The sequence below is a fragment of the Nesterenkonia sandarakina genome (assembly GCF_003003175.1).
GTDB classification, from domain to species: Bacteria; Actinomycetota; Actinomycetes; order Actinomycetales; family Micrococcaceae; genus Nesterenkonia; species Nesterenkonia sandarakina_A.
Map to the genome: position 1 here is coordinate 93,284 of NZ_PVTY01000009.1, position 18,114 is coordinate 111,397.

Annotated in this window: 19 protein-coding genes and 1 pseudogene; 10 read left to right on the forward strand and 10 right to left on the reverse strand. The window is 68.2% G+C overall.

Annotation, left to right across the window (positions count from 1 at the left end):
- Positions 1-72: 72 nt before the first annotated feature.
- A complete protein-coding gene (locus tag BCL67_RS08975; RefSeq protein WP_106123111.1) occupies positions 73-1,899 on the forward strand; it encodes an AMP-dependent synthetase/ligase in 1,827 nt (608 codons plus the stop codon).
- 43 nt (positions 1,900-1,942) lie between these two features.
- Here the strand turns inward: BCL67_RS08975 and BCL67_RS15810 are convergent.
- Positions 1,943-2,667 (reverse strand): annotated as a pseudogene (locus BCL67_RS15810) (GOLPH3/VPS74 family protein).
- Between the two features lie 286 nt (positions 2,668-2,953).
- Here BCL67_RS15810 and BCL67_RS08985 point away from each other — a divergent pair.
- The 3 genes from BCL67_RS08985 to BCL67_RS08995 all read left to right on the forward strand — a co-directional run bounded on the left by BCL67_RS08985 (position 2,954) and on the right by BCL67_RS08995 (position 5,542).
- On the forward strand, positions 2,954-3,694 hold the full coding sequence (locus BCL67_RS08985; RefSeq protein ID WP_106123112.1) for a flavodoxin family protein: 741 nt from the start codon (positions 2,954-2,956) through the stop codon (positions 3,692-3,694).
- A 23-nt stretch (positions 3,695-3,717) separates the two neighbouring features.
- The gene (locus BCL67_RS08990) at positions 3,718-4,626 is read left to right on the forward strand and encodes a DUF5996 family protein (protein WP_258174915.1); all 909 of its coding nucleotides are present in this window, start codon (positions 3,718-3,720) and stop codon (positions 4,624-4,626) included.
- 142 nt (positions 4,627-4,768) lie between these two features.
- A complete protein-coding gene (locus tag BCL67_RS08995; protein ID WP_106123113.1) occupies positions 4,769-5,542 on the forward strand; it encodes an SDR family NAD(P)-dependent oxidoreductase in 774 nt (257 codons plus the stop codon).
- A gap of 87 nt (positions 5,543-5,629) precedes the next feature.
- Here the strand turns inward: BCL67_RS08995 and BCL67_RS09000 are convergent, their stop codons facing one another.
- The 3 genes from BCL67_RS09000 to BCL67_RS09010 all read right to left on the reverse strand — a co-directional run bounded on the left by BCL67_RS09000 (position 5,630) and on the right by BCL67_RS09010 (position 7,737).
- A complete protein-coding gene (locus BCL67_RS09000) occupies positions 5,630-5,995 on the reverse strand; it encodes a VOC family protein (RefSeq protein WP_106123114.1) in 366 nt (121 codons plus the stop codon).
- 102 nt (positions 5,996-6,097) lie between these two features.
- The gene (locus BCL67_RS09005; RefSeq protein WP_106123115.1) at positions 6,098-6,820 is read right to left on the reverse strand and encodes an ABC transporter permease; all 723 of its coding nucleotides are present in this window, start codon (positions 6,818-6,820) and stop codon (positions 6,098-6,100) included.
- Positions 6,821-6,852: 32 nt separating this feature from the next.
- Positions 6,853-7,737 carry an ABC transporter ATP-binding protein gene (locus BCL67_RS09010; RefSeq protein ID WP_106123116.1) on the reverse strand — a complete coding sequence of 295 codons (885 nt, stop codon included), beginning with the start codon at positions 7,735-7,737 and terminating at the stop codon, positions 6,853-6,855.
- Positions 7,738-7,885: 148 nt separating this feature from the next.
- Here BCL67_RS09010 and BCL67_RS09015 point away from each other — a divergent pair, with 148 nt between their 5' ends.
- The 3 genes from BCL67_RS09015 (at position 7,886) to BCL67_RS09025 (ending at position 10,353) form a co-directional block, all read left to right on the forward strand.
- Positions 7,886-9,031: a sensor histidine kinase gene (locus BCL67_RS09015; RefSeq protein WP_106123117.1), complete on the forward strand. Its 1,146-nt coding sequence runs from the start codon at positions 7,886-7,888 to the stop codon at positions 9,029-9,031.
- Complete coding sequence (locus BCL67_RS09020; RefSeq protein WP_106123118.1) at positions 9,028-9,630, forward strand: response regulator transcription factor; 603 nt, start codon at positions 9,028-9,030, stop codon at positions 9,628-9,630. Before BCL67_RS09015 ends, BCL67_RS09020 begins: the two co-directional genes overlap by 4 nt.
- Positions 9,631-9,696: 66 nt before the next feature.
- A complete protein-coding gene (locus BCL67_RS09025) occupies positions 9,697-10,353 on the forward strand; it encodes an NAD(P)H-binding protein (RefSeq protein ID WP_106123119.1) in 657 nt (218 codons plus the stop codon).
- Positions 10,354-10,370: 17 nt separating this feature from the next.
- Here BCL67_RS09025 and BCL67_RS09030 read toward each other — a convergent pair whose 3' ends face one another.
- The 3 genes from BCL67_RS09030 to BCL67_RS09040 all read right to left on the reverse strand — a co-directional run bounded on the left by BCL67_RS09030 (position 10,371) and on the right by BCL67_RS09040 (position 13,062).
- Entirely contained in the window at positions 10,371-10,901 is a 531-nt protein-coding gene (locus BCL67_RS09030; RefSeq protein ID WP_106123120.1) for a DUF1697 domain-containing protein, read from the reverse strand.
- A gap of 10 nt (positions 10,902-10,911) precedes the next feature.
- Positions 10,912-11,919 carry a universal stress protein gene (locus tag BCL67_RS09035; protein WP_106123121.1) on the reverse strand — a complete coding sequence of 336 codons (1,008 nt, stop codon included), beginning with the start codon at positions 11,917-11,919 and terminating at the stop codon, positions 10,912-10,914.
- 99 nt (positions 11,920-12,018) lie between these two features.
- Entirely contained in the window at positions 12,019-13,062 is a 1,044-nt protein-coding gene (locus BCL67_RS09040; RefSeq protein ID WP_106123122.1) for an NAD(P)-dependent alcohol dehydrogenase, read from the reverse strand.
- 248 nt (positions 13,063-13,310) lie between these two features.
- On the opposite strand from BCL67_RS09040, the gene BCL67_RS15815 reads away from it, so the two are divergent.
- On the forward strand, positions 13,311-14,357 hold the full coding sequence (locus BCL67_RS15815) for a universal stress protein (protein WP_106123123.1): 1,047 nt from the start codon (positions 13,311-13,313) through the stop codon (positions 14,355-14,357).
- Between the two features lie 13 nt (positions 14,358-14,370).
- Positions 14,371-14,829, forward strand: coding sequence for a pyridoxamine 5'-phosphate oxidase family protein (locus tag BCL67_RS09050; protein ID WP_106123124.1), 459 nt, complete (start codon positions 14,371-14,373; stop codon positions 14,827-14,829).
- Positions 14,830-14,851: 22 nt separating this feature from the next.
- Here the strand turns inward: BCL67_RS09050 and BCL67_RS09055 are convergent, their stop codons facing one another.
- The 3 genes from BCL67_RS09055 to BCL67_RS09065 form a co-directional block, all read right to left on the reverse strand.
- Positions 14,852-15,133: a PLD nuclease N-terminal domain-containing protein gene (locus BCL67_RS09055; protein ID WP_106123125.1), complete on the reverse strand. Its 282-nt coding sequence runs from the start codon at positions 15,131-15,133 to the stop codon at positions 14,852-14,854.
- Positions 15,130-15,627, reverse strand: coding sequence for a BON domain-containing protein (locus BCL67_RS09060; RefSeq protein WP_106123126.1), 498 nt, complete (start codon positions 15,625-15,627; stop codon positions 15,130-15,132). The genes BCL67_RS09055 and BCL67_RS09060 overlap by 4 nt, the downstream gene beginning before the upstream one ends.
- A 212-nt stretch (positions 15,628-15,839) precedes the next feature.
- Positions 15,840-17,462, reverse strand: a complete 1,623-nt coding sequence (locus BCL67_RS09065; protein ID WP_219886470.1) for an ATP-binding cassette domain-containing protein — start codon at positions 17,460-17,462, stop codon at positions 15,840-15,842.
- Between the two features lie 298 nt (positions 17,463-17,760).
- Here BCL67_RS09065 and BCL67_RS09070 point away from each other — a divergent pair, with 298 nt between their 5' ends.
- Positions 17,761-18,111, forward strand: a complete 351-nt coding sequence (locus BCL67_RS09070; RefSeq protein ID WP_106123127.1) for a DUF2200 domain-containing protein — start codon at positions 17,761-17,763, stop codon at positions 18,109-18,111.
- Positions 18,112-18,114: the final 3 nt, after the last annotated feature.

Consider the following 18,114-nt stretch of genomic DNA (forward strand, 5'->3'; position numbering starts at 1 on the left):
CAGTGCCGTGGTCCATACGGGATCAGCAGCAGCGCTCGCCGAAGAACGCGTCACCACACCGGGAGGAACTCCGTGCAGGAAACCGCGATATCGGCGCTCATCGATGTGCCGTCCGATATGAACATCACCGATTTTCTGGAACAGCAGCGGACCGAAGACCCCGAGAACGTCCTCTTCACCCGCCGTGACGACGCCGGCGCATGGGTGGACGTCTCAGCCGCGGCCTTCCACGCCGACGTCACGGTCCTGGCCAAGGGTCTGATCCAGCGCGGCGTGGCGCTCGGTGACCGGGTCGGGATCATGTCAGCCACCCGCTATGAGTGGAGCCTGCTGGACTTCGCGCTCTGGTACGCCGGTGCCGTCTCGGTACCGGTCTACGAGACCTCCTCCGCGTCGCAGATCGCCTGGATCGCTGAGGACTCCGGGCTCAGCCTGGTCTTCGCCGAGACCTCCGAACATCGCAGCACCATCCTGGAGGGTCTGAAGGAGGCGGGTCTGCAGCAGCGCCCCGAGGTGCTGCTCATCGAGTCCAGCGCCCTGGAGCAGCTGCGTGAAGCCGGCGCCGGGGTGTCGGATCAGGACCTGGAGATCCGCCGGGCCACCGCCGTCGGCGAGGATCTCGCCACGATCATCTACACCTCGGGAGCCACCGGTCGGCCCAAAGGCTGCGAGCTGACCCACGGGAACTTCGTGGACCACAGCCGGCAGACCGTGGCTGCGATGGAAGGCGTGGTCGGCAGGCACTCCTCCACCGTGCTGTTCCTGCCCATGGCCCACGTCTTCGCCCGATTCATCTCGGTGCTCTTCATCGCCGCCGGCGGCCGCGTGGCGCACACTCCGGATATCAAGCAGCTCATCGAGGACCTCGGCGTGATCCGCCCGACCTTCCTGCTCGGAGTTCCGCGGGTCTTCGAGAAGATCTACAACGCCGCCGCGCTCAAGGCCGAGGGCGACGGGAAGAAGCGCATCTTCACCGCCGCGGCCGACGCCGCAGTGGACTGGTCCCGGGCCACCGCCGAGGGTCGCGTCCCGCTGAGCCTGCGGGTCAAGCACGCCGTGTTCAGCAAGCTGGTCTACTCCAAGCTGCGCCACCGCATGGGCGGCAACGTCACCCACGCGTTCTCCGGAGGCTCGCCGCTGGGTGAGCGGCTGGGGCACTTCTTCAACGGCGTGGGCATCCAGATCATCGAAGGCTACGGACTCACCGAGACCACCGCCCCGGTCACCGGCAACATCCCTTCGGTCTACCGCATCGGCACCGTCGGGATCCCGCTGCCCGGGAACGCCGTGCGCGTCCAGGCCGACGGCGAGCTGCTGGTCAAGGGCAGCATCGTCTTCCGCGGGTACCGCAATCGTCCCGAGCTCCATGCCGAATCCTTCACCGCCGACGGCTGGTTCTACACCGGTGACCTGGGCCGCCTCGACGAGGCCGGGCGGCTGATCATCACCGGCCGCAAGAAGGAGATCCTGGTGACTGCCGGGGGCAAGAACGTGGCCCCCGCCCAGCTCGAGGACGCCATCCGGGCGGACCTGCTGGTCTCCCAGGCCGTGGTGGTCGGGGACGGCAAGCCCTTCATCAGCGCGATGATCACCCTCGACGGCGATGTCATGCCGGCCTGGCTGCGCAGCCAGGGCCTGGACCCGGACACCGAGATGAAGGACCTCACCGAACACCCGCAGGTCCTGGCGCATCTGCAGCAGGTCATCGATGCCACCAACGCCAGCGTCTCGAAGGCCGAGTCGATCCGCAGCTTCACCGTGCTCGAAGATGACTTCACCATCGATTCCGGTCACCTGACACCTTCGCTGAAGATCCGCCGGGCCGAGGTCATGCGCGACTTCCAGCGGGTGGTGGAGAACCTCTACGAGAAGGCGGCCCATCGCGCCAAGCGCCACTGACCGCCCAGGCACTCCTCAAGTCGTGCTCCCGCGCTTCGTCGAACTAGCTGCGCGGCGGGACCCCGGCGGCGACGGCCACGCTGCTGACGATGCTCGCGGTCACGGTGCGCGCCACCGCCCGTGCTGTGCCCTCCGCGCCCCAGTTCCCGTCCTTGAGCTCCTCGGCTCGTGCGATGACCGGTGACGTCCACGGGATCTCGGGATCGAACTGCGGCAGCGTGCCGCTGCCGTAGAGCAAGGCGGCCAGCGCCGCGCTCCGGGGAGTGGGCTCGGCTCCGTCGACGAGCACAGCGTGGATGTCTGCGAGCAGCATGCTGCGCCGCCCGGAGTCTCCTGCTTCGAGCACCGAGGTCTTGATGAGGCCGAGAGCCCTGCGCGTCCGTCGATGAAGTTCTCCGCGCTCGATGAGGCGATCCAGCAGCGGTTCGCGCAGGGCGGGCCCTGTCCCCGCCAGGACCGTCTGGATGCCCCGAGGCTTCTCCGCCACGTACTCCCAGTGTCGCGCAGCAGGTGGTCCGCTGGGGGATTGTCGGCGACGGCTTCGACGGTCAGCCCCTGGAAGCGTCCGGTGCCGGTGCGCACGTGTCCGCCGAGGCCGAGATCGGCGAGGATCGCGCCGGCGAGCACATAGAAGAGCGTCCCCTCCCCCGCGATCGTCCCGGAGCGGGGTTGGAACAGCAGGAGAAGCAGGTCCTCCGCAAGGGAGTGATCGCTGAACCCCCCCAGCATCGGCCGGCGTCGTGGGAGCGCGTGGCCCCCGGTGCTCATCGTCCATGCATGGAATCCTTCGCGTCCTCGTGCCCGGCTCTTGGGAGGAGTCTGGACCGTGTTCCCAGAACCAGGTCAAGTCCCCCCGGCGGCCAAGCACCTCGGCGCGCATCTTGAGTCCCGGCGGGGGTAGACCGATGGTAGAGGGGCCTCTAGTCTTGGCTGCAGATCCTCGACCGGGCAGCGGGTGCGGGGAAGACACCAGGCAATGCCAGCTCTGCCGGACGCCCCTTTGGTCCGGTGGGTCTTCCTGGAGAGGAGTCCAGCCGATGAGCAGGACTGACGCATGGACACCACGGTGACCGCCGGCCACCAGAGTGCGGCGCCTCGGTTTGACGGGTTGCGTGCCCTGTTCATCAACGCGACCCTGAAACCTTCACCGGAGCCGAGCAACACCGATGGGCTGGTTCGGCTCAGCAGCGACATCATGCGCGGCCACGGGGCCGATGTCGAGGAGATCCGCGCGATCGATCACGACATCGCCACCGGGGTATGGCCGGACATGACCGAACACGGCGCGCAGATCGACGCGTGGCCGGAGATCTTCCAGAAGGTGATGTCTGCAGACGTCCTGGTGCTCGCCGGCCCGATCTGGCTCGGGGACAACAGCTCCGTGATGAAGCGCGTGATCGAAAGGCTCTACGCCTGTTCCAGCCTGCTCAATGAGCATGGCCAATACGCGTACTACGGCCGCGTCGGCGGCACCTTGATCACGGGCAACGAAGACGGGGTCAAGCACTGCGCGATGAATGTGCTCTACAGCCTGCAGCACCTGGGGTACACGATCCCGCCCCAGGCCGACGCGGGGTGGCTCGGCGCGGTCGGTCCGGGCCCCTCCTACCTCGACCCGGGCTCCGGCGGACCCGAGAACGACTTCACCAACCGCAACACCACCTTCATGACCTATAACCTGCTGCACCTTGCGGCGATGCTGCGGGCCGCCGGGGGCATGCCGGCCTACGGGAACATGCGCAGCGAGTGGGACGCCGGCTGCGCACCCGACCAGGTCAGTCCCGAGCACCGATAGCCGCACAAGGGTGAGGAGCGAGCATGACCGAACACATGATGGGTCAGCCCCGGGAGTGGCCACGGCTGCGGGTCCAGGACTGGACCGAGACCCGGGACACCTTGCACATGTGGACTCAGATCGTAGGCAAGATCCGGCTGGTGAACGCGCCGCTGCTCAACCATTGGTGGCAGGTCACGTTGTACGTGAGTCCACGAGGACTGACCACCTCCACCATTCCTTACCGTGGTGGGGCCTTCGACATCGAGTTCGACTTCATCGATCACCAGTTGGTGATCCGCAGCGGTGCGGGCTCGATCAAGACCGTGGCGCTGGAGCCGAAACCGGTGGCGGAGTTCTATGCCCAGACGATGGCGGCCCTCGCTGACCTCGGGATCGAGGCGGAGATCCAATCGCATCCCAATGAGGTGGATCCGGCCATTCCGTTTGCCCAAGACCACCACCACGCGTCCTACGACGGGAACGCGGCGAATCTGTTCTGGCAGCAGCTGCTCCGGGCTGACCGGGCCATGAGCGAGTTCAGGTCCCATTTCGTCGGCAAGGTCAGCCCGGTGCACTTCTTCTGGGGTTCTTTTGACCTGGCCTGCACCAGGTTCTCCGGCCGTGCGGCCCCCTCCCACCCCGGCGGCGCCCCAAACTGCGGCGATTGGGTCATGGTGGAGGGGTACTCCCGTGAATTGAGCAGCTGCGGATTCTGGCCGGGGGGCGGCGAGGAAGGCGCGTTCTACGCCTACGCCTACCCGGAGCCGGACGGCTTCTCCACCTACCCGGTGGCACCGGCCGAGGCGTTCTACAGCGTCGAGAACGGCCAGTTCCTGCTGCCCTATGAGATCGTGCGCAGCGCTGACGATCCAGAACGCATGCTGCGCCAGTTCCTGCAGACCACCTACGAGGCAGCCGCTGAGCTGAGCTCACCCGCCTGCGGGGGTTGACGTTGTGCCCACCACACGGTTTTCCCTGGACATGTCGGGGTCCACTCCGGCCCTGAGGATGCCAGGCGTCACACGCCGGCAAGATCGGTGCTCGTCCACGGGGCGCCTCGTCCGGGCGGACGTCTGAAGGGAAGGATTCACCATGACCACGTCACAGCCGCGCGTCGCCATCGTCACCGGCGCAGGGAGTGCCCAGGGAATCGGGTTCGCCGCAGCCCGTCTCCTCGGCGCCGGCGGAAAGCGACTCCTGATCACCTCCACGACGGATCGGATCTTCGACCGGGTCACTGAGCTCCGCGCCGCCGGTGTTCCTGCCGAGGGGGTGGTCGCGGACCTCACCGACCAGGCTGGTGTGGACGCCGTCGTCGCAGGCGCGCTGGAGGCGTTCGGCGGTGTGGACATTCTGGTCAACAACGCCGGGATGACGGCCGTCTCTGACTCGTACTTCTCGGGCGGGACCCGCAGAAGCTTCGTCGGCCATTGGCACGCCTCGCTGGAACGGAACCTGACCACGACGTTCCTGATGACCCGCGCGGTGGCAGGGCTGATGCAGGCCGCGGGCTACGGCAGGATCGTCAACGTGTCCTCGGTGTCAGGACCGGTCGCCGCCTACCCAGGTGACGTCGCCTACCACGCGGCGAAGGCCGGCATCGTCGGACTGACGCGGGCGACGGCGATCGACACCGCCGCGGACGGCATCACGGTCAACGCGGTGGCCCCGGGCTGGATCGACACCGCGTCCGCCTCGCCCCGCGAAAGCCGGATGGGCGCGGCGACGCCCGTGGGCCGCTCCGGCACCTCGCACGAGGTCGCCCATGTGATCGCGTCCCTCGCCGAGGAAGGTGCCTCATACATCACGGGTCAGCTCATCACCGTCGACGGCGGGAACTCGATCAGCGAAGAGCGCGGGCGCTGAAACTCCGGTCCAGGCTCCCGCTCTGCTCCGACACCTGGGGCAGACACGCGGGCGCGGATGAGTCCGGACGCGGCCTCCCCGTCCGGATCAGCGCGCTTCACCAAGGTTGAGGATGAAGCCGTCGGGGTCCCGGATCTGGGCCACCCGCTCGCCCCACGGCATCTCGGTGGGCTCGCGTGCGCCGTGCGCTCCGGCGGTCAGCGCACGCCGATAGGCGAGGTCGAGCTCATCGACGTAGAACCAGAGCGTCATCGCTTCGGTGACGATGGGCGGACCGGTCTCCCGACCGATGCCCAGCGCGGCCTCGCCGATGCGCAGCGTGACGTAGACGTCGCGTCCGAACTCGTCCGGGAAGCGATACGTCTGCTCGGCGTCGAAGGCCGCCCGGTAGAACTCCACCAGGCGGTCGAGATCGGCCGTGGTCAGGATCGCAAAGGCACTGCGAACTGTCATGACATGAGCGTAGGCACCGGAGTCGCTGTGACTCCAGTGCCTACGCCCGAGGACGACGGCGGGACCGCTCCCGGCTTCAGTACCAGCGCCGCTGATCGCCGATCAGTGCCGGGGCTCCCAGCGGAAGAAGCGCCTGGCCAGCACGACCCCGATGACGACCCAGCCCAGGGTCGGTGGCAGCAGCAGCAGATTGTCCACCAGGTCGGTGCCGCCGTTCCAGGCGTTGATGGTCAGCTCGGTCGCCGAACCCCCGGGCAGCGCTCGCTTGAGCATGCCCAGCTCCTCGGTGCCGGTGAACCCGATCCAGAAGGCGACCGCGGAAGTCCCGAGGGTGACCGGAAGCGTGGTGACCTGCGCGTGCTCCGGGGAGGTGGTGATCCCGGCAGTGGCCAGCGCCAGGCCGAGCATCATCAGCACCAGCGCCAGGCCGGAGACGATCAGCAGCGGAATCTCCGCGGGGCGTTCGGTGAGCACGGCCAGCACGGTGAGCACCGCGGTGACCTGGATGATCCCGATCAGGGCCGGGGGTCCGAGGATCCCGACCAGTGCGGACGCGTCGCTGACCGCGGTGGAGCGCAGCCGCTTGAGGAACAGCGTCTGCCGTCGGGCGGCCAGCGTGGTCACCGCCGTGGAGTAGAGGCCCATGCTGATCAGAATGACCATGAAGACCCCGGCGAGGAATCCCATGCCGGTCGGGAGCTGGCTGAAGGTGTCGCGCTGGGCGATGAACAGCAGGCTCAGGCCTACTGGGATGATGGTGGCGCTGAAGAAGACCATCCGGTTGCGAACGATCTGCTGCAGCTCGCTGCGTGCAATGGTGAGCATGTGTCTGTCCTTGAGGAAGCGTGAGATGAGGGTCAGTTGCGGGTGATCGAGCGGAAGACGTCATCGAGCCGGGTGGGTCCGGCGTCGAGGTCATGGAGCTCGGTGCGGTTCTCCTGCGCCCAGGCCAGCAGCGTGTAGAGGTCCTGCTGCAGGCCGTGGGTCTCGATGAGCCGTTTGCCGTTGCCCGAGAGTGAGCTCTCCAGCGGCAGCTGCGGGGCGTTCTCGGGAAGGTGGAAGGAGATCGTGCCGGGCAGCGTCTGGGTCAGCTCCGAGACGGTGCCCTGCATCCGAAAGGTCCCTTCGTGCATCAGCCCGATCCGGTCGGCCCGCTGCTGGGCCTCTTCCAGGTAGTGCGTGGTCAGCACGATGGTCGCCCCGTCTTCACGGAGCCGGTCGACCACGTCCCAGAGGTCGTCGCGGGACGCCACGTCGAGTCCGGTGGTGGGCTCGTCGAGGAAGATCAGCTCTGGAGACCCGTAGATGGCGGTGGCGAAGTCCAGCCGACGCTTCTCGCCGCCGGAGAGGGCGGAGACCCGGGTGTCGGCCTTGTGGGTGAGCGCGACGACGTCGAGCACCCGGCTCGGCTGATCGGTGCGACCGGTGAGTCCCCCGATGAGGGTCACGGTCTCGCGGGCGCTCAGATCTGCGGAGAATCCGCTCTCCTGGAGCATGATCCCCATGCGTGGCCGCACAGCCTTGCGGTTGCGCGGGTCCTCGCCGAGGATCGTGACCTTGCCGGAGGAGGAGGCGCGGTGGCCTTCGACGACCTCCAAGGTGGAGGTCTTGCCGGCGCCGTTGGTGCCGAGCAGGGCGTAGAGCTCTCCTCGTCGGACTTCGAATGTGAGATCTTTGACTGCGTGGAATTCGTCGTAGCGGACATTGAGACGTTCGACGTCGATGACGGTTTCTGAGTTCATGCCTCCATTTCACGCCGTGGTGCCGGTTTGCGGCAGTCATAGGTTGTCAGCAGCGACTATGACGTTTTGTCACTTCCGACCGGCCACCGAATCCGAGAGGATGAAGGGACATGAGACCACTTGAGACCGGCCTGCGGGGAACGCGGTGATGTCCTCGACCTCCATCGCGGCCCAGCGAAGGATGCACCGCGCCACCGTGCTCACCACGGTGGTGGCCATCGCCCCGGTCGCGCTGGCGATCGTCGCGATGACCACGGAGTCGTGGCGGGAGGGCCTGGGCCTGAGCCTCGGGCTGCTGGCCACCTTCTTGGTCCTGCTCGACTGGGACCCGAGCGAACATCCGCTCTCCACGAGCCTGGCGCTGGCCTTCTCCTTCGTGGTGTGGATCGTCTGTGCGGTGCTGGCGTTCAATCCAGTGGCGTTCTTCGGCGCCGCGATGCTCAGCGGTGTGCTGATCCCGCAGCTGCGCCGTCGACACCTGGCCTGGATCGCCGGACTGGGGGTTCTGATCGCCGCGATCGGCTGCCTGCACCTCGTGACGGAGCCGTTCAGCTGGGGCAACATGGTGCGTTACGTGGTGGTGCCCGGCGGGTTGAGCGTCTTCGTGGCGGCGGTGATCCTGATGATGCAGGGGTATTGGCGCATCTTGAAGGACCTCGAGGTGGCGCAGGAGGCGGAGGCGGAGCTGGGCATCATGCGCGAGCGGATGCGCTTCGCCGGGGACCTCCACGACATCCAGGGTCACACCCTGCACGTGGTCAACCTCAAGGTGGCACTGGCCGAGGAGCTGCTGGAGAAAGATCCTGAACGGGCTCGGGCCGAGCTGCGCGAGGTCTATGACCAGGTGGACGAGACGATCCGCGAGACCAAGAACCTCGCCTATGCCCAGCGCAAGCTCAATCTCAGCGCCGAGCTGGAGAACGCGAAGAACCTCCTCGATGCAGCCGGCGTCACGGTGCGGATCAGTCGGCACGGGCAGATCACGCCGGGTCTGGACGAACTTCTGGGCCAGGTGCTGCGCGAGACCACCACGAACATCCTGCGCCACGCCGAGGCCACCGAGGTGCAGATCCGCATCAACGAGCGCGAGGTGCTGATCACCAACGACGGCGCCGCGGAGGGTCCGCTGCCCGCGCTCAGCGGGCTCTCGGTGCTGCGCCAGCGCGTGGCCGACGCCGGGGGTCAGCTCCGCGTCGAGCAGAGCGCCGGGACGTTCAGCACCTCCGCGGGCTTCCCCAGCGCCGAGTCCTCCACCCCGGTGGCGGCCTCCGAACCGCAGCGGAGCTCCCCGTGATCCGGATCGTGCTGGTCGACGACGAGGCGCTGCTGCGCTCCGCGCTGGCCGCACTGCTGCCGCTGAAGGCCGAGATCAGCGTGGTGGCCGAGGCCGCCGACGGAGCGGCCGCCGTCGCCGTCGTGCGGGAGCACCAGCCCGACGTGGTCGTCATCGACCTCGAGATGCCGGGGATGGACGGTCTCGCCGCAGTGGAGCGGATCCGGGCCGAGAATCCCGAGCAGGTGGTGCTGATGCTGACCCGTCATGCGCGTCCCGGGGTGCTGCGCCGGGCGCTGAAGCTCGGGGTCCGCGGATTCGTGAGCAAATCTGCGCACCCCACGCTGATCGCTGAGGTGATCGAGACGCTGCACGCGGGCAAGCGGTGGATCGACCCGGACATCTCCGCGCTGGCGGTGGTCGACGACTCTCCGCTGACCGATCGGGAGCTCGATGTGCTGCGCGAGACCCTCCAGGGCTATTCCGTCGCCGAGATCGCCGGCCGGCTCTACCTCGCGGAGGGCACGGTGCGCAATTATCTCTCCAACGCGATGCAGAAGACCCAGACGCCCAACCGGCGCGAAGCTGCCCGCTACGCACGCTCGCGGGAGTGGCTGTGAGCGCGCATCGAGCAGCTCGCATCGCACGGCCCGCCCGCGCACGTCCGACCCGGCCGAAAGGACCCCATGGAGATCTTCATCATCGGCATCACCGGAGGCATCGGCAGCCGACTGGCCGACAAGCTTCTGGCGGCAGGTGACACCGTGCGCGGCCTGGTGCGCACACCAGCGCAGCACGACGCCCTGTCCGCGCGCGGGATCCACCCCGTGCTGGGAGATCTGGCGATGCTCTCCCCCGCGGCGCTGGCGAACGCTCTGGGCGCGGCAGACGCCGTGGTCTTCAGCGCCGGCTCCAACGGCGGGCCCGCACAGGTCACGACCGCCATCGACGGGGACGGCCTGAGCAGGACCATCGAAGCGAGTCGGCTCGCAGGCATCCGTCGGCTGATCAGCGTCTCGGTGCTCCCGGAGGCCTGGCGGGAGCGTGAGCTCTCGGACCAGGAGGAACACTACTTCGCGGTGAAGAAGCAGGGCGACATCGCGCTGAGCCGCAGCGACCTGGACTGGGTGATCCTGCGCCCCTCGATGCTCACCGATGCACCAGGGGCCGGCACCGTCTCGCTGGGTCCGGCGGAGGCCCACGGAGAGATCCCCCGCGAGGACGTCGCCGAGCTCCTCAAGGAGCTCCTGCATGAACCTCGGATCTCGCGGCAGATCCTCGAGGTCGACGACGGGCAGACCCCCATTCCCGCGGCCGTGCAGGCCAATGTGCCCTGGCGCTGAATGCACCGACCAGGACTCTAGCCACCCGCCAGTTCGATGAGTCTGCGCACGGTGTTCAGGTTCCGCGCGGTCCCGGTCAGTCCCAGCGTCCGAGAGATGGCGGCGTCCTTCATCTGCGGTGCGCCTGCGCCATGGGCATAGCGCAGATGCATCTCACGACCGATCACCTGCCAGCGATCGTCGCCGGTCTCCAGCCGTGCCGCGGACTGCACGGCCTCGGCGGTCGGCGCTTCCTGCAGGAAGGTGATGTACGAGAACCGGGGGTCGAACACCTCGAACGGGTGGGCCTCCAGGGCGGCGAGCACCTCCTCCCGGGATCGGCTGATCACCTCGCGGAAGAAGCCGAAGCGGGACTGCACAGCAGCCTCCAGAGCACGGTCGAAGTCCTCCGCGGGGCCCGGCGGAACGCACATCAGGTTCCCGGAGGCGATGTAGCTGGCGACTTGGGTGGCGCCGAGCGACTCAGCCAGGGCCCGCCACTGCGCCATGGGCAGCTTAGCCGTGCCGCCGACGTTCACGGCGCGGACAAGGATGATCCTGCGGCTCACCGGATGCGCCTCACCGGGTGGACTCGGGCTGATCAGCCAGCCGCTGGTCCTGCAGGTCCGGGACCACCATGACCGGTCCCGAGGCCCGCACCAGCACCCCGCGGGACACCGACCCCATCAGGGCTCCGGTGAATCCGCTCCGACCACGAGTGCCCACGACGGTGAGCTGCGCCTCCCGGGTCTGTTTGGCCAGCAGGGCGATCGGGTCTCCCGGCTTGACCGCGGCCGTGACATCGAGCGAGGGAAAGTGCTTCTTCACCCATCGGATCTCGGCCTCGAGGAACTCTTCGAGCTGAGTCTTGCGCCGGTCGGTGACACCCTCGTCGGTGGAGTCGAGCTCCGGGTACCAGTCCAGCCAGCCCTCCAGCGAGGGAAGGGCTAGCAGCATATGCAGTGTCACGCCCCGGTTCAGGGCGGACTGCGCCGCCTGGAGCACCGCGACCCGGCTGTGCGGAGAGCGGTCGATGCCGACCACCACCGGCCGCTGATCCCTGCCGGCAGTGAACCGGGCCGCGCCCTCGGCCTCGCTGACCTTGTACTGCCGGGGCACCACCACGGTGGGGCAGTGCGAGTGCGCCGGAAGCGCCGAGGACACCGACCCGAGCACCCGGCCCAGGAACCCTCCCCTGCCGCGGGCGCCGACCACGGCGAGCTCCGCCACGGTGGAGAGATCGACCAGCACCCCGGCGGCGTCGCCGCGTTCGGTCCGGTAGATCACCTTGCCCGAATAGTCCTGCAGGTATTTCCGCGCGTCCAGGAGCACCGTCCGGGCCGCTTCGACGGCGGCTTCGGCCTCGGACTTCTCCGGCACTGCGGCCAGGGTCGTATAGACCCTGGCCGGGACGGTGAACGCGCTGACAACGGTCAGCACCCGTCCGCTGCGCTGAGCGGCGAGGGCACCGTAGTGCAGGGCGAGAAGAGACTGCTTGGAGCCGTCGAAGCCGACCAGCACACCGAGATCCCGGGTGGCGGGGTCGAAGGCGACGGAGCGGGGTGCTGTGTGAGCGTCGTTGTCCATGACAAACCTCCACGGGGGTCTGCGGTCAGCCGACGCGAGCGACGCCCCCACCGATGGATTTCGCCCGCCTCATTTTTGATCTTAGGCGGCGCCCCCGGTTCAGGGAACCACCACAGCACGACCGCGGAGCTCGCCGTCGTGGAGCCTGCGGTAGGCCTCCGGGCCCTCGTCGAGGCTGAACGTCTCGGTCTCCACCGCAAGCTGCCCGGTGCGGGCGAGCTCGAAGACCTCCATGAGCTCGGGCCGGGAGCCCCAGTAGGGTGCTCGGATGCGGGAGCCATAGGGCTGACCCAGCAGCCCCACCGTGGTCTCCACGACGCCGGCGCCCACCAGCACGAGATCAGTCCGCGGCCCGCTGAGCGAGCGGACGATGTCCATCACTGGGGGGTTGGTGACGAAGTCGAACACTGCGGCGACCGGGCCAGGTCCCACCGCCTCGGCGATGTGTGCGGCTGCCTGATCGTCGGAGAGGAACGCGTGGTGCGCCCCGACCTCCCGGGCGAAGTCGAGCTTGCTCTGGCTGATGTCCAGCGCGACAACCGTGGCGGAGGTCAGGGTGCGCAGCAGCTGCACCGCCATATGTCCCAGGCCGCCCACGCCGATCACCACGGCCACGCTGCCGGGGACCAGCAGGTCCAGTGAGCCTTTGATCGCGTGATACGGGGTCAGGCCGGCGTCGGTCAGGGCCACCGTGGCTGACGGATCCAGGTCCCCCAGCGGAATCAGCAGCCGGGGATCAGTGGCGATCATGTACTCGGCCATCGCCCCGTCCCTGCCCAGACCCGGAGGTCTGATGCCCAGGGCCGCCGCGTGCGGGCAGTAGTTCTCGATGCCCTGGGCACAGCTGTGGCAGCGTCCGCAGCCCTGCGGACCGTAGACGGCTACGGCCTCACCGACCTCGATGCCGGTGGCACCCTCACCGAGGGCGTCGACCACCCCGACGCCTTCGTGCCCCAGGGTCATCGGGAGCGGGTAGCCGAAGGCTGTGTACTCCGCTTCGCTGAGTCCCATCACGAAGCTGTCCGAGTGGCACGCGCCGGCTGCGGTGATGCGCAGTCGGACTTCACCGGGGCCCGGTTCCGGCGTGGGGACCTCCCGCACCACAGGGGGCTGGCCGACGGCGACGTATTGCAGAGCTTTCATGTGATCCTCCTGGATCTGCAGGGCGGGGTCGCAGGGACTGCGGGGACGCAGCTCGCAGCAGGTCTGCCGCGAGGAGCACCTGTGGGCATGCTAGGCGATGACCCGGCCTGTCGGCACGAACATCGCAGCAAGGTGGAAGATCAGCAATCTCGAGGCAGGTCGCTGCGTCTTTCATGCCCCGGAGAAGAGGTTTCTCGCCAGGGTCGAAAGACCCTAGATTTATTCGATATCGGACGTAGCGTGAGCATATGACCTCTTCACAGGAGCAGGACAGTGAGCGTGACCCCGGCGTCCTCGTAGGGCTTGACGGCTCGGCAGCCAGTCAGCGCGCCTTCCAGGCGGGTCTGAGAGTCGCCACGCAGCGTCACCTCCCGCTGCGCCTGGTCGGGACCTTCGCACGACCGGTGGTGACCGATGCCTCGTACGTCCCGACGATGGACGCGTACTTCGAGGCAGTGGTGCAGGATGTGCACGAGATGCTCCGCAGATATGCCGCACAGGCGGAGAAATCCGGAGTGACGGTCAGCACCCGCGCCGTTCAGGGCGATCCGGGCTCCGAGCTGATCGCCGAGAGCCGAGCGGCGCAGCTCGTCGTCGTCGGAAAACGCGGGCGCAACCGCTTCGCGGGGCGGGTCCTGGGCAGCGTCTCGGCCAAGCTCGCCGCGCATGCGCACTGCCCCACTCTGGTGGTGCCGGAGAAGTGGGAGACCGAGTCCTCGACCGAGCTGCTCGCCCCGGCACAGGATCTTCCGACCGGTGCGGCCGGCGCCACCGAGCCGCTGAACCAGGTGGAGGAGTCAAGCCCGCGGCCCCATGACCGCCGGCACTTCGCCAACGTGGCGCAGGATCTGAACTTTGACTCTGAGATCGTCGTGGGCATCGATGTCGAGACCGACCCTGAGCTGGTCGTGGACCTGGCCGCGCAGGCGGCCGCGCTGCTGGACAACCCGCTGACCCTGGTCTCGGCTGCTCCGCTGAACGCGCAGGGACACTGGTGGCCCAACACCATCGAACACAATCTTGAGATCCCCAATCTGCGTCGTCCCTATACGCAGCATCTGCAGAAGTCAGCCGAGCAGGTCGCGGAGAAGTTCCCCGAGGTGGCAGTGCGCTGGCAGTTCTTCGACGGCTCCCCGGCCGGGGTGCTCTCGGAGGCTTCACGGACCGCGGCACTGGTGGTGCTGGGCACCCGTGGTCACGGAGGCTTCTCCGGGCTGCTGCTGGGCTCGGTCAGCCAGGCCGTGCTCAACCGGGCGGTCTGCCCGGTTCTGGTGGTGCCCACTCATAAGCATTGACGGTGGAGCGCTCATGATTCTCGAACACACAGACGGCGAACCGATCCTCACGCTGAACCCCGACCAGATCTGGGGGCTGTTGGAGCGGGGGCGCTTCGGACGTCTGGTCGTCGTCCTGGGTCAACGCGCCGACATCTTCCCGATCAACTACGCCGCCTCCAGCGACCGGACTCTGATCTTCCGCACCGCCCCGGGCACCAAACTGGCCACTCTCGCGATCAATGAGACGGTCCTGTTCGAGGCCGACCAGATCTCTGCCACCACAGCATGGTCGGTGACGGTCCGCGGCCAGGCGCACTGGCTGCAGAACGCGGCGGAGATCGCGGCAGCGGAAGAGCTGGAGCTCAAGCCCTGGGTGCCCACGATGAAGGACAACTACGTCCGGGTGACCCCGAAAGAGATCAGCGGACGTCACTTCCAGCTCGCACCGCACCCGAAGCGAGAACGCGGTGCGGGGTCTGGATCAGGCTGAACCCAGGGTGCATCCTGGGTGATCAGGCCGTCTGCCGACCCTTCAGGAAGTAGGCGATCGGCCCGATGTAGTTGACCGCGATGACCCCGGCCCAGATGCCCTTCTTGCCTCTGACCTGGTCCGCTGGCCGCCGGGCGAGATCGATCCAGGCGGCCACCGCCAGCGAGACCTGCACCAGGCTGAACACCATGGTCCCGGCCCGCCGGCCCGGTCCCATGTCCTTCCACTGCTTCTTCGGGCTCCTCCCGGCGTGCTTCTTCCGGCTCTTCCCGGCGTGCTTCTTCAGCACGGTCTTCTGCTTCATTGTCTGCTCCTTGGTGGACTGGCAGGTGGGCGGACGACGAGGCGGTTGTCGACCTCGATCACTCCAGGGGAGATCCACGCCGCGAGCCCGGCCTGGCGCTTCTCGGCCAGCGACTTCACCTGCCCGGTCAGCACGGCGGTCGGACCGGTGATCGTGACGTGCACGAGGTCCGCATCGATCTGGGGGTCGCGGAACATCGCGTTTCGCAGACGGGCCTCGGCGTTCCGCAGCGACGTGCGCGCGGCCACGACGATCCGGTTCTGCACCGAGCCGACCCCGGGGAGGCGTCGCACCGCCTGCTCCGCGGCCTCGCGCTGGTAGGTCCAGCAGACCTCGCCGGTCAGCGTGACGTGATGGTCCTCGATCCAGGCCGCGACGGCGCCTTCGTCCAGCCCAGAGATCCAGCTGAGGTGGGACTCCACGAGCTCCTGGAGCGAAGTGCTGACCCTGGTCTCTGCCTGGGTCCGGGCCTGTGATGCGGTCTGGATCGACAACGTCCTTCAGTCCCTCCACGCGGTTCTGGTCGCGGTATCGCGCGCCACGATCCACTCTGGCGCGCGGATCGGTCCTCCGCCTAGGGCCATAGGTCCCATTGTGAGCGCGCCCATCACCGCGTGAAGATGCAGGTCACGCGGAGATGAGGAGGCATGGTCATGCAGAGGTGATGCCATGGCGCAGACCCCGGATGGCCGCCTGGAAGCAGAATTCACCCGAGCTGGATCCGGCGGAATCCGTGCAGGTCACTGATCATCTGCCGGTCGTGGGTCGCGACGACGACGACCGCCGGGGTCTCCTGCAGCGCCGCCGTGAGCTCCTCGATCAGGGACATCGCCAGGTGGTTGCTCGGCTCGTCCAGCAGCAGCACCTCGGGGGCTTCGGCGAGCCGCAGCGCCAGCTCCAGCCGACGCTGCTGGCCCTGGGACAGCTGGGTGAGGGTGGTGTTGACCACGTCGCGGGGCAGCAGACCCAGCGATCCGAGCCCGATGGCCCGGCCGCGCGGGATCGTCCCGCGGCTGACCAGGCGTGCGACATGGGTCTCGAACAGCTCGCGGGCGGTCATGGAGACGTCCCATGCCGGGTTCTCCTGACCGACCAGCGCGATGCGTGCTCCCGATCGGCGGTGCAGCTCTCCGGCAGTGGGAGGCAGCGTCCCCGCCAGCAGGCCGAGCAGCGTGGATTTGCCGGCTCCGTTGGGTCCGGTGAGCAGCAGCTTCTGGCCCCCGGTCAGGCGCAGATCGACCGGCGCGGACAGCCGCTCTGCGCATCTCAGCCCAGTCGCCTCGAGGTAGGTCACCCCGGGCTGGGAGTCCAGGTTCGGAAAGCCCAGTCGGAGCGGCGGCGGGGGCACGGTGATCCGGTGCTCCTCCAGTGCCTCGGCCTGCCGCTTCACCTGCTGCACCACCCCGGGTGCTCGAGACTGACGTTGGTGCTTATTGGCGCCCTTCTCCGGTCGCCACCCGGTGGAGAGCCGGTTCTGCGCGGTGGAGAGCGCCTCCTGCAGGCGTGAATGCTCGGCGAGCTGCTCGGCGTGTTCGCGCTCCCAGGTCTCTCGTTCCCGCCGGCGGCCCTGCTGCCAGCCGATGTACCCGCCACCGTAGAGCCGCACCCGTCCGTCCCGGCTGGGGTCCAGGTCCAGGAACTGCTCCGCGACCTGCTGGAGCAGGTGCCGATCGTGGCTGACCAGCGCGACCCCTCCGGGGTGGGCCCGGACCCGCCGGGTGAGGAAGTCCACCCCGGCGGCGTCGAGGTGATTGGTCGGTTCGTCGAGCAGCAGAAGGTCCTGCGGCGCCCCCAGCAGGCATGCCAGCCGCACCCGGTAGCGCTGTCCCACCGAGAGCTGCGTGAGCCGGCGGCTGCGATCGGAGCAGGCGCCCAGGGCGTCCAGCGCGACGTCCATCTGCCGCTCGGCGTCCCAGGCGCCGAGCTGCTCGGCGACGGCCAGCGCCCGGACGTACCGCTCCGCGTGCGCCGCCGGGTCGGCGGCGAGGGCCTGGGCGGCGTCGTCGAACTCCGCCAGGGCGGCCCGCGAGCGGTCCAGCGCACGGTCCACCAGGGTCCCGACGGTGGCGTCGTCGTGGTGCTGCAGCGTCTGTTCGGCGAGGCCCGCGGTGCCGGTGCGGGAGAGGCTGCCGTGCTCCAGCGGGAGGTCTCCGACCAGGGCGTGCAGCAGCGTGGTCTTGCCGGTGCCGTTCTCACCGACGACGGCGAGCCGTGACCCGGCGCTGAGCGTGAGGGAGATGCGGTCGAGGATGCGTCGCCCGCCGCGGATGACCGTGAGGTCCGAGGCGGCGAGGTGGAAGGGTCGCGAGGGTAGGGGTGAGGGTGTCACTGCTGCTCCGTCGAGAGGATCGTGCCGGAGCCGGGCAGCGGAGGTCAGCGGCTGCGTCTGCTGCGTCGGGCGTGAGGACGGGAGCAGAGGCGGCCGCGATCATGGCAGTGCGCTCACAAGGGGTGCACCAGATCGCCGCCCGGCGGGGTCAGATACCGTAGGACGGCGTGCAGCATCGATGAGAAGGTGGGGAGGAGCCGCGCGCCGTCAGGAGACGGGGCGCAGGCGACCCGAAGGCATGCCCGAGATCTTCATGTCTGGCAGGCTAGCAGAATTTCGAACCGCAGGAGGAGCCGCGATGACCAGGCACCGGATCTACACGATGAGCTTCGCCAGCGTCTACCCGCACTATGTGACCAAGGCGGAGCGCAAGGGACACAGCCAGGCCGAGGTCGACGAGATCATCGCGTGGCTCACCGGGTACTCCGCGGACCAGCTGCAGCGGGTCCTCGACGAAGAGGTCGACTTCGAGACGTTCTTCGCCGAGGCCCCGGCGATGAACCCGTCCCGCTCCCTGGTCACCGGCGTGATCTGCGGCATCAGGGTCGAGGAGATCGAGGAGCCGCTGATGCGCGAGATCCGCTGCCTGGACAAGCTCATCGATGAGCTGGCCCGGGGCAAGGCGATGGAGAAGGTGCTGCGCGGCTGAGCA

Bases quoted from the DNA above. Each gene is read 5' to 3' on its own strand.
- BCL67_RS15815 (WP_106123123.1), top strand. From the start codon at position 13,311: ATGACCTCTTCACAGGAGCAGGACAGTGAGCGTGACCCCGGCGTCCTC.
- BCL67_RS08990 (WP_258174915.1), top strand. From the start codon at position 3,718: ATGACCGAACACATGATGGGTCAGCCCCGGGAGTGGCCACGGCTGCGG.
- BCL67_RS08985 (WP_106123112.1), top strand. From the start codon at position 2,954: ATGGACACCACGGTGACCGCCGGCCACCAGAGTGCGGCGCCTCGGTTT.
- BCL67_RS09055 (WP_106123125.1), bottom strand. From the start codon at position 15,133: ATGAAGCAGAAGACCGTGCTGAAGAAGCACGCCGGGAAGAGCCGGAAG.
- BCL67_RS09025 (WP_106123119.1), top strand. From the start codon at position 9,697: ATGGAGATCTTCATCATCGGCATCACCGGAGGCATCGGCAGCCGACTG.
- BCL67_RS09050 (WP_106123124.1), top strand. From the start codon at position 14,371: ATGATTCTCGAACACACAGACGGCGAACCGATCCTCACGCTGAACCCC.
- BCL67_RS08995 (WP_106123113.1), top strand. From the start codon at position 4,769: ATGACCACGTCACAGCCGCGCGTCGCCATCGTCACCGGCGCAGGGAGT.
- BCL67_RS09010 (WP_106123116.1), bottom strand. From the start codon at position 7,737: ATGAACTCAGAAACCGTCATCGACGTCGAACGTCTCAATGTCCGCTAC.
- BCL67_RS09040 (WP_106123122.1), bottom strand. From the start codon at position 13,062: ATGAAAGCTCTGCAATACGTCGCCGTCGGCCAGCCCCCTGTGGTGCGG.
- BCL67_RS09035 (WP_106123121.1), bottom strand. From the start codon at position 11,919: ATGGACAACGACGCTCACACAGCACCCCGCTCCGTCGCCTTCGACCCC.
- BCL67_RS09070 (WP_106123127.1), top strand. From the start codon at position 17,761: ATGACCAGGCACCGGATCTACACGATGAGCTTCGCCAGCGTCTACCCG.
- BCL67_RS09015 (WP_106123117.1), top strand. From the start codon at position 7,886: ATGTCCTCGACCTCCATCGCGGCCCAGCGAAGGATGCACCGCGCCACC.
- BCL67_RS09000 (WP_106123114.1), bottom strand. From the start codon at position 5,995: ATGACAGTTCGCAGTGCCTTTGCGATCCTGACCACGGCCGATCTCGAC.
- BCL67_RS09005 (WP_106123115.1), bottom strand. From the start codon at position 6,820: ATGCTCACCATTGCACGCAGCGAGCTGCAGCAGATCGTTCGCAACCGG.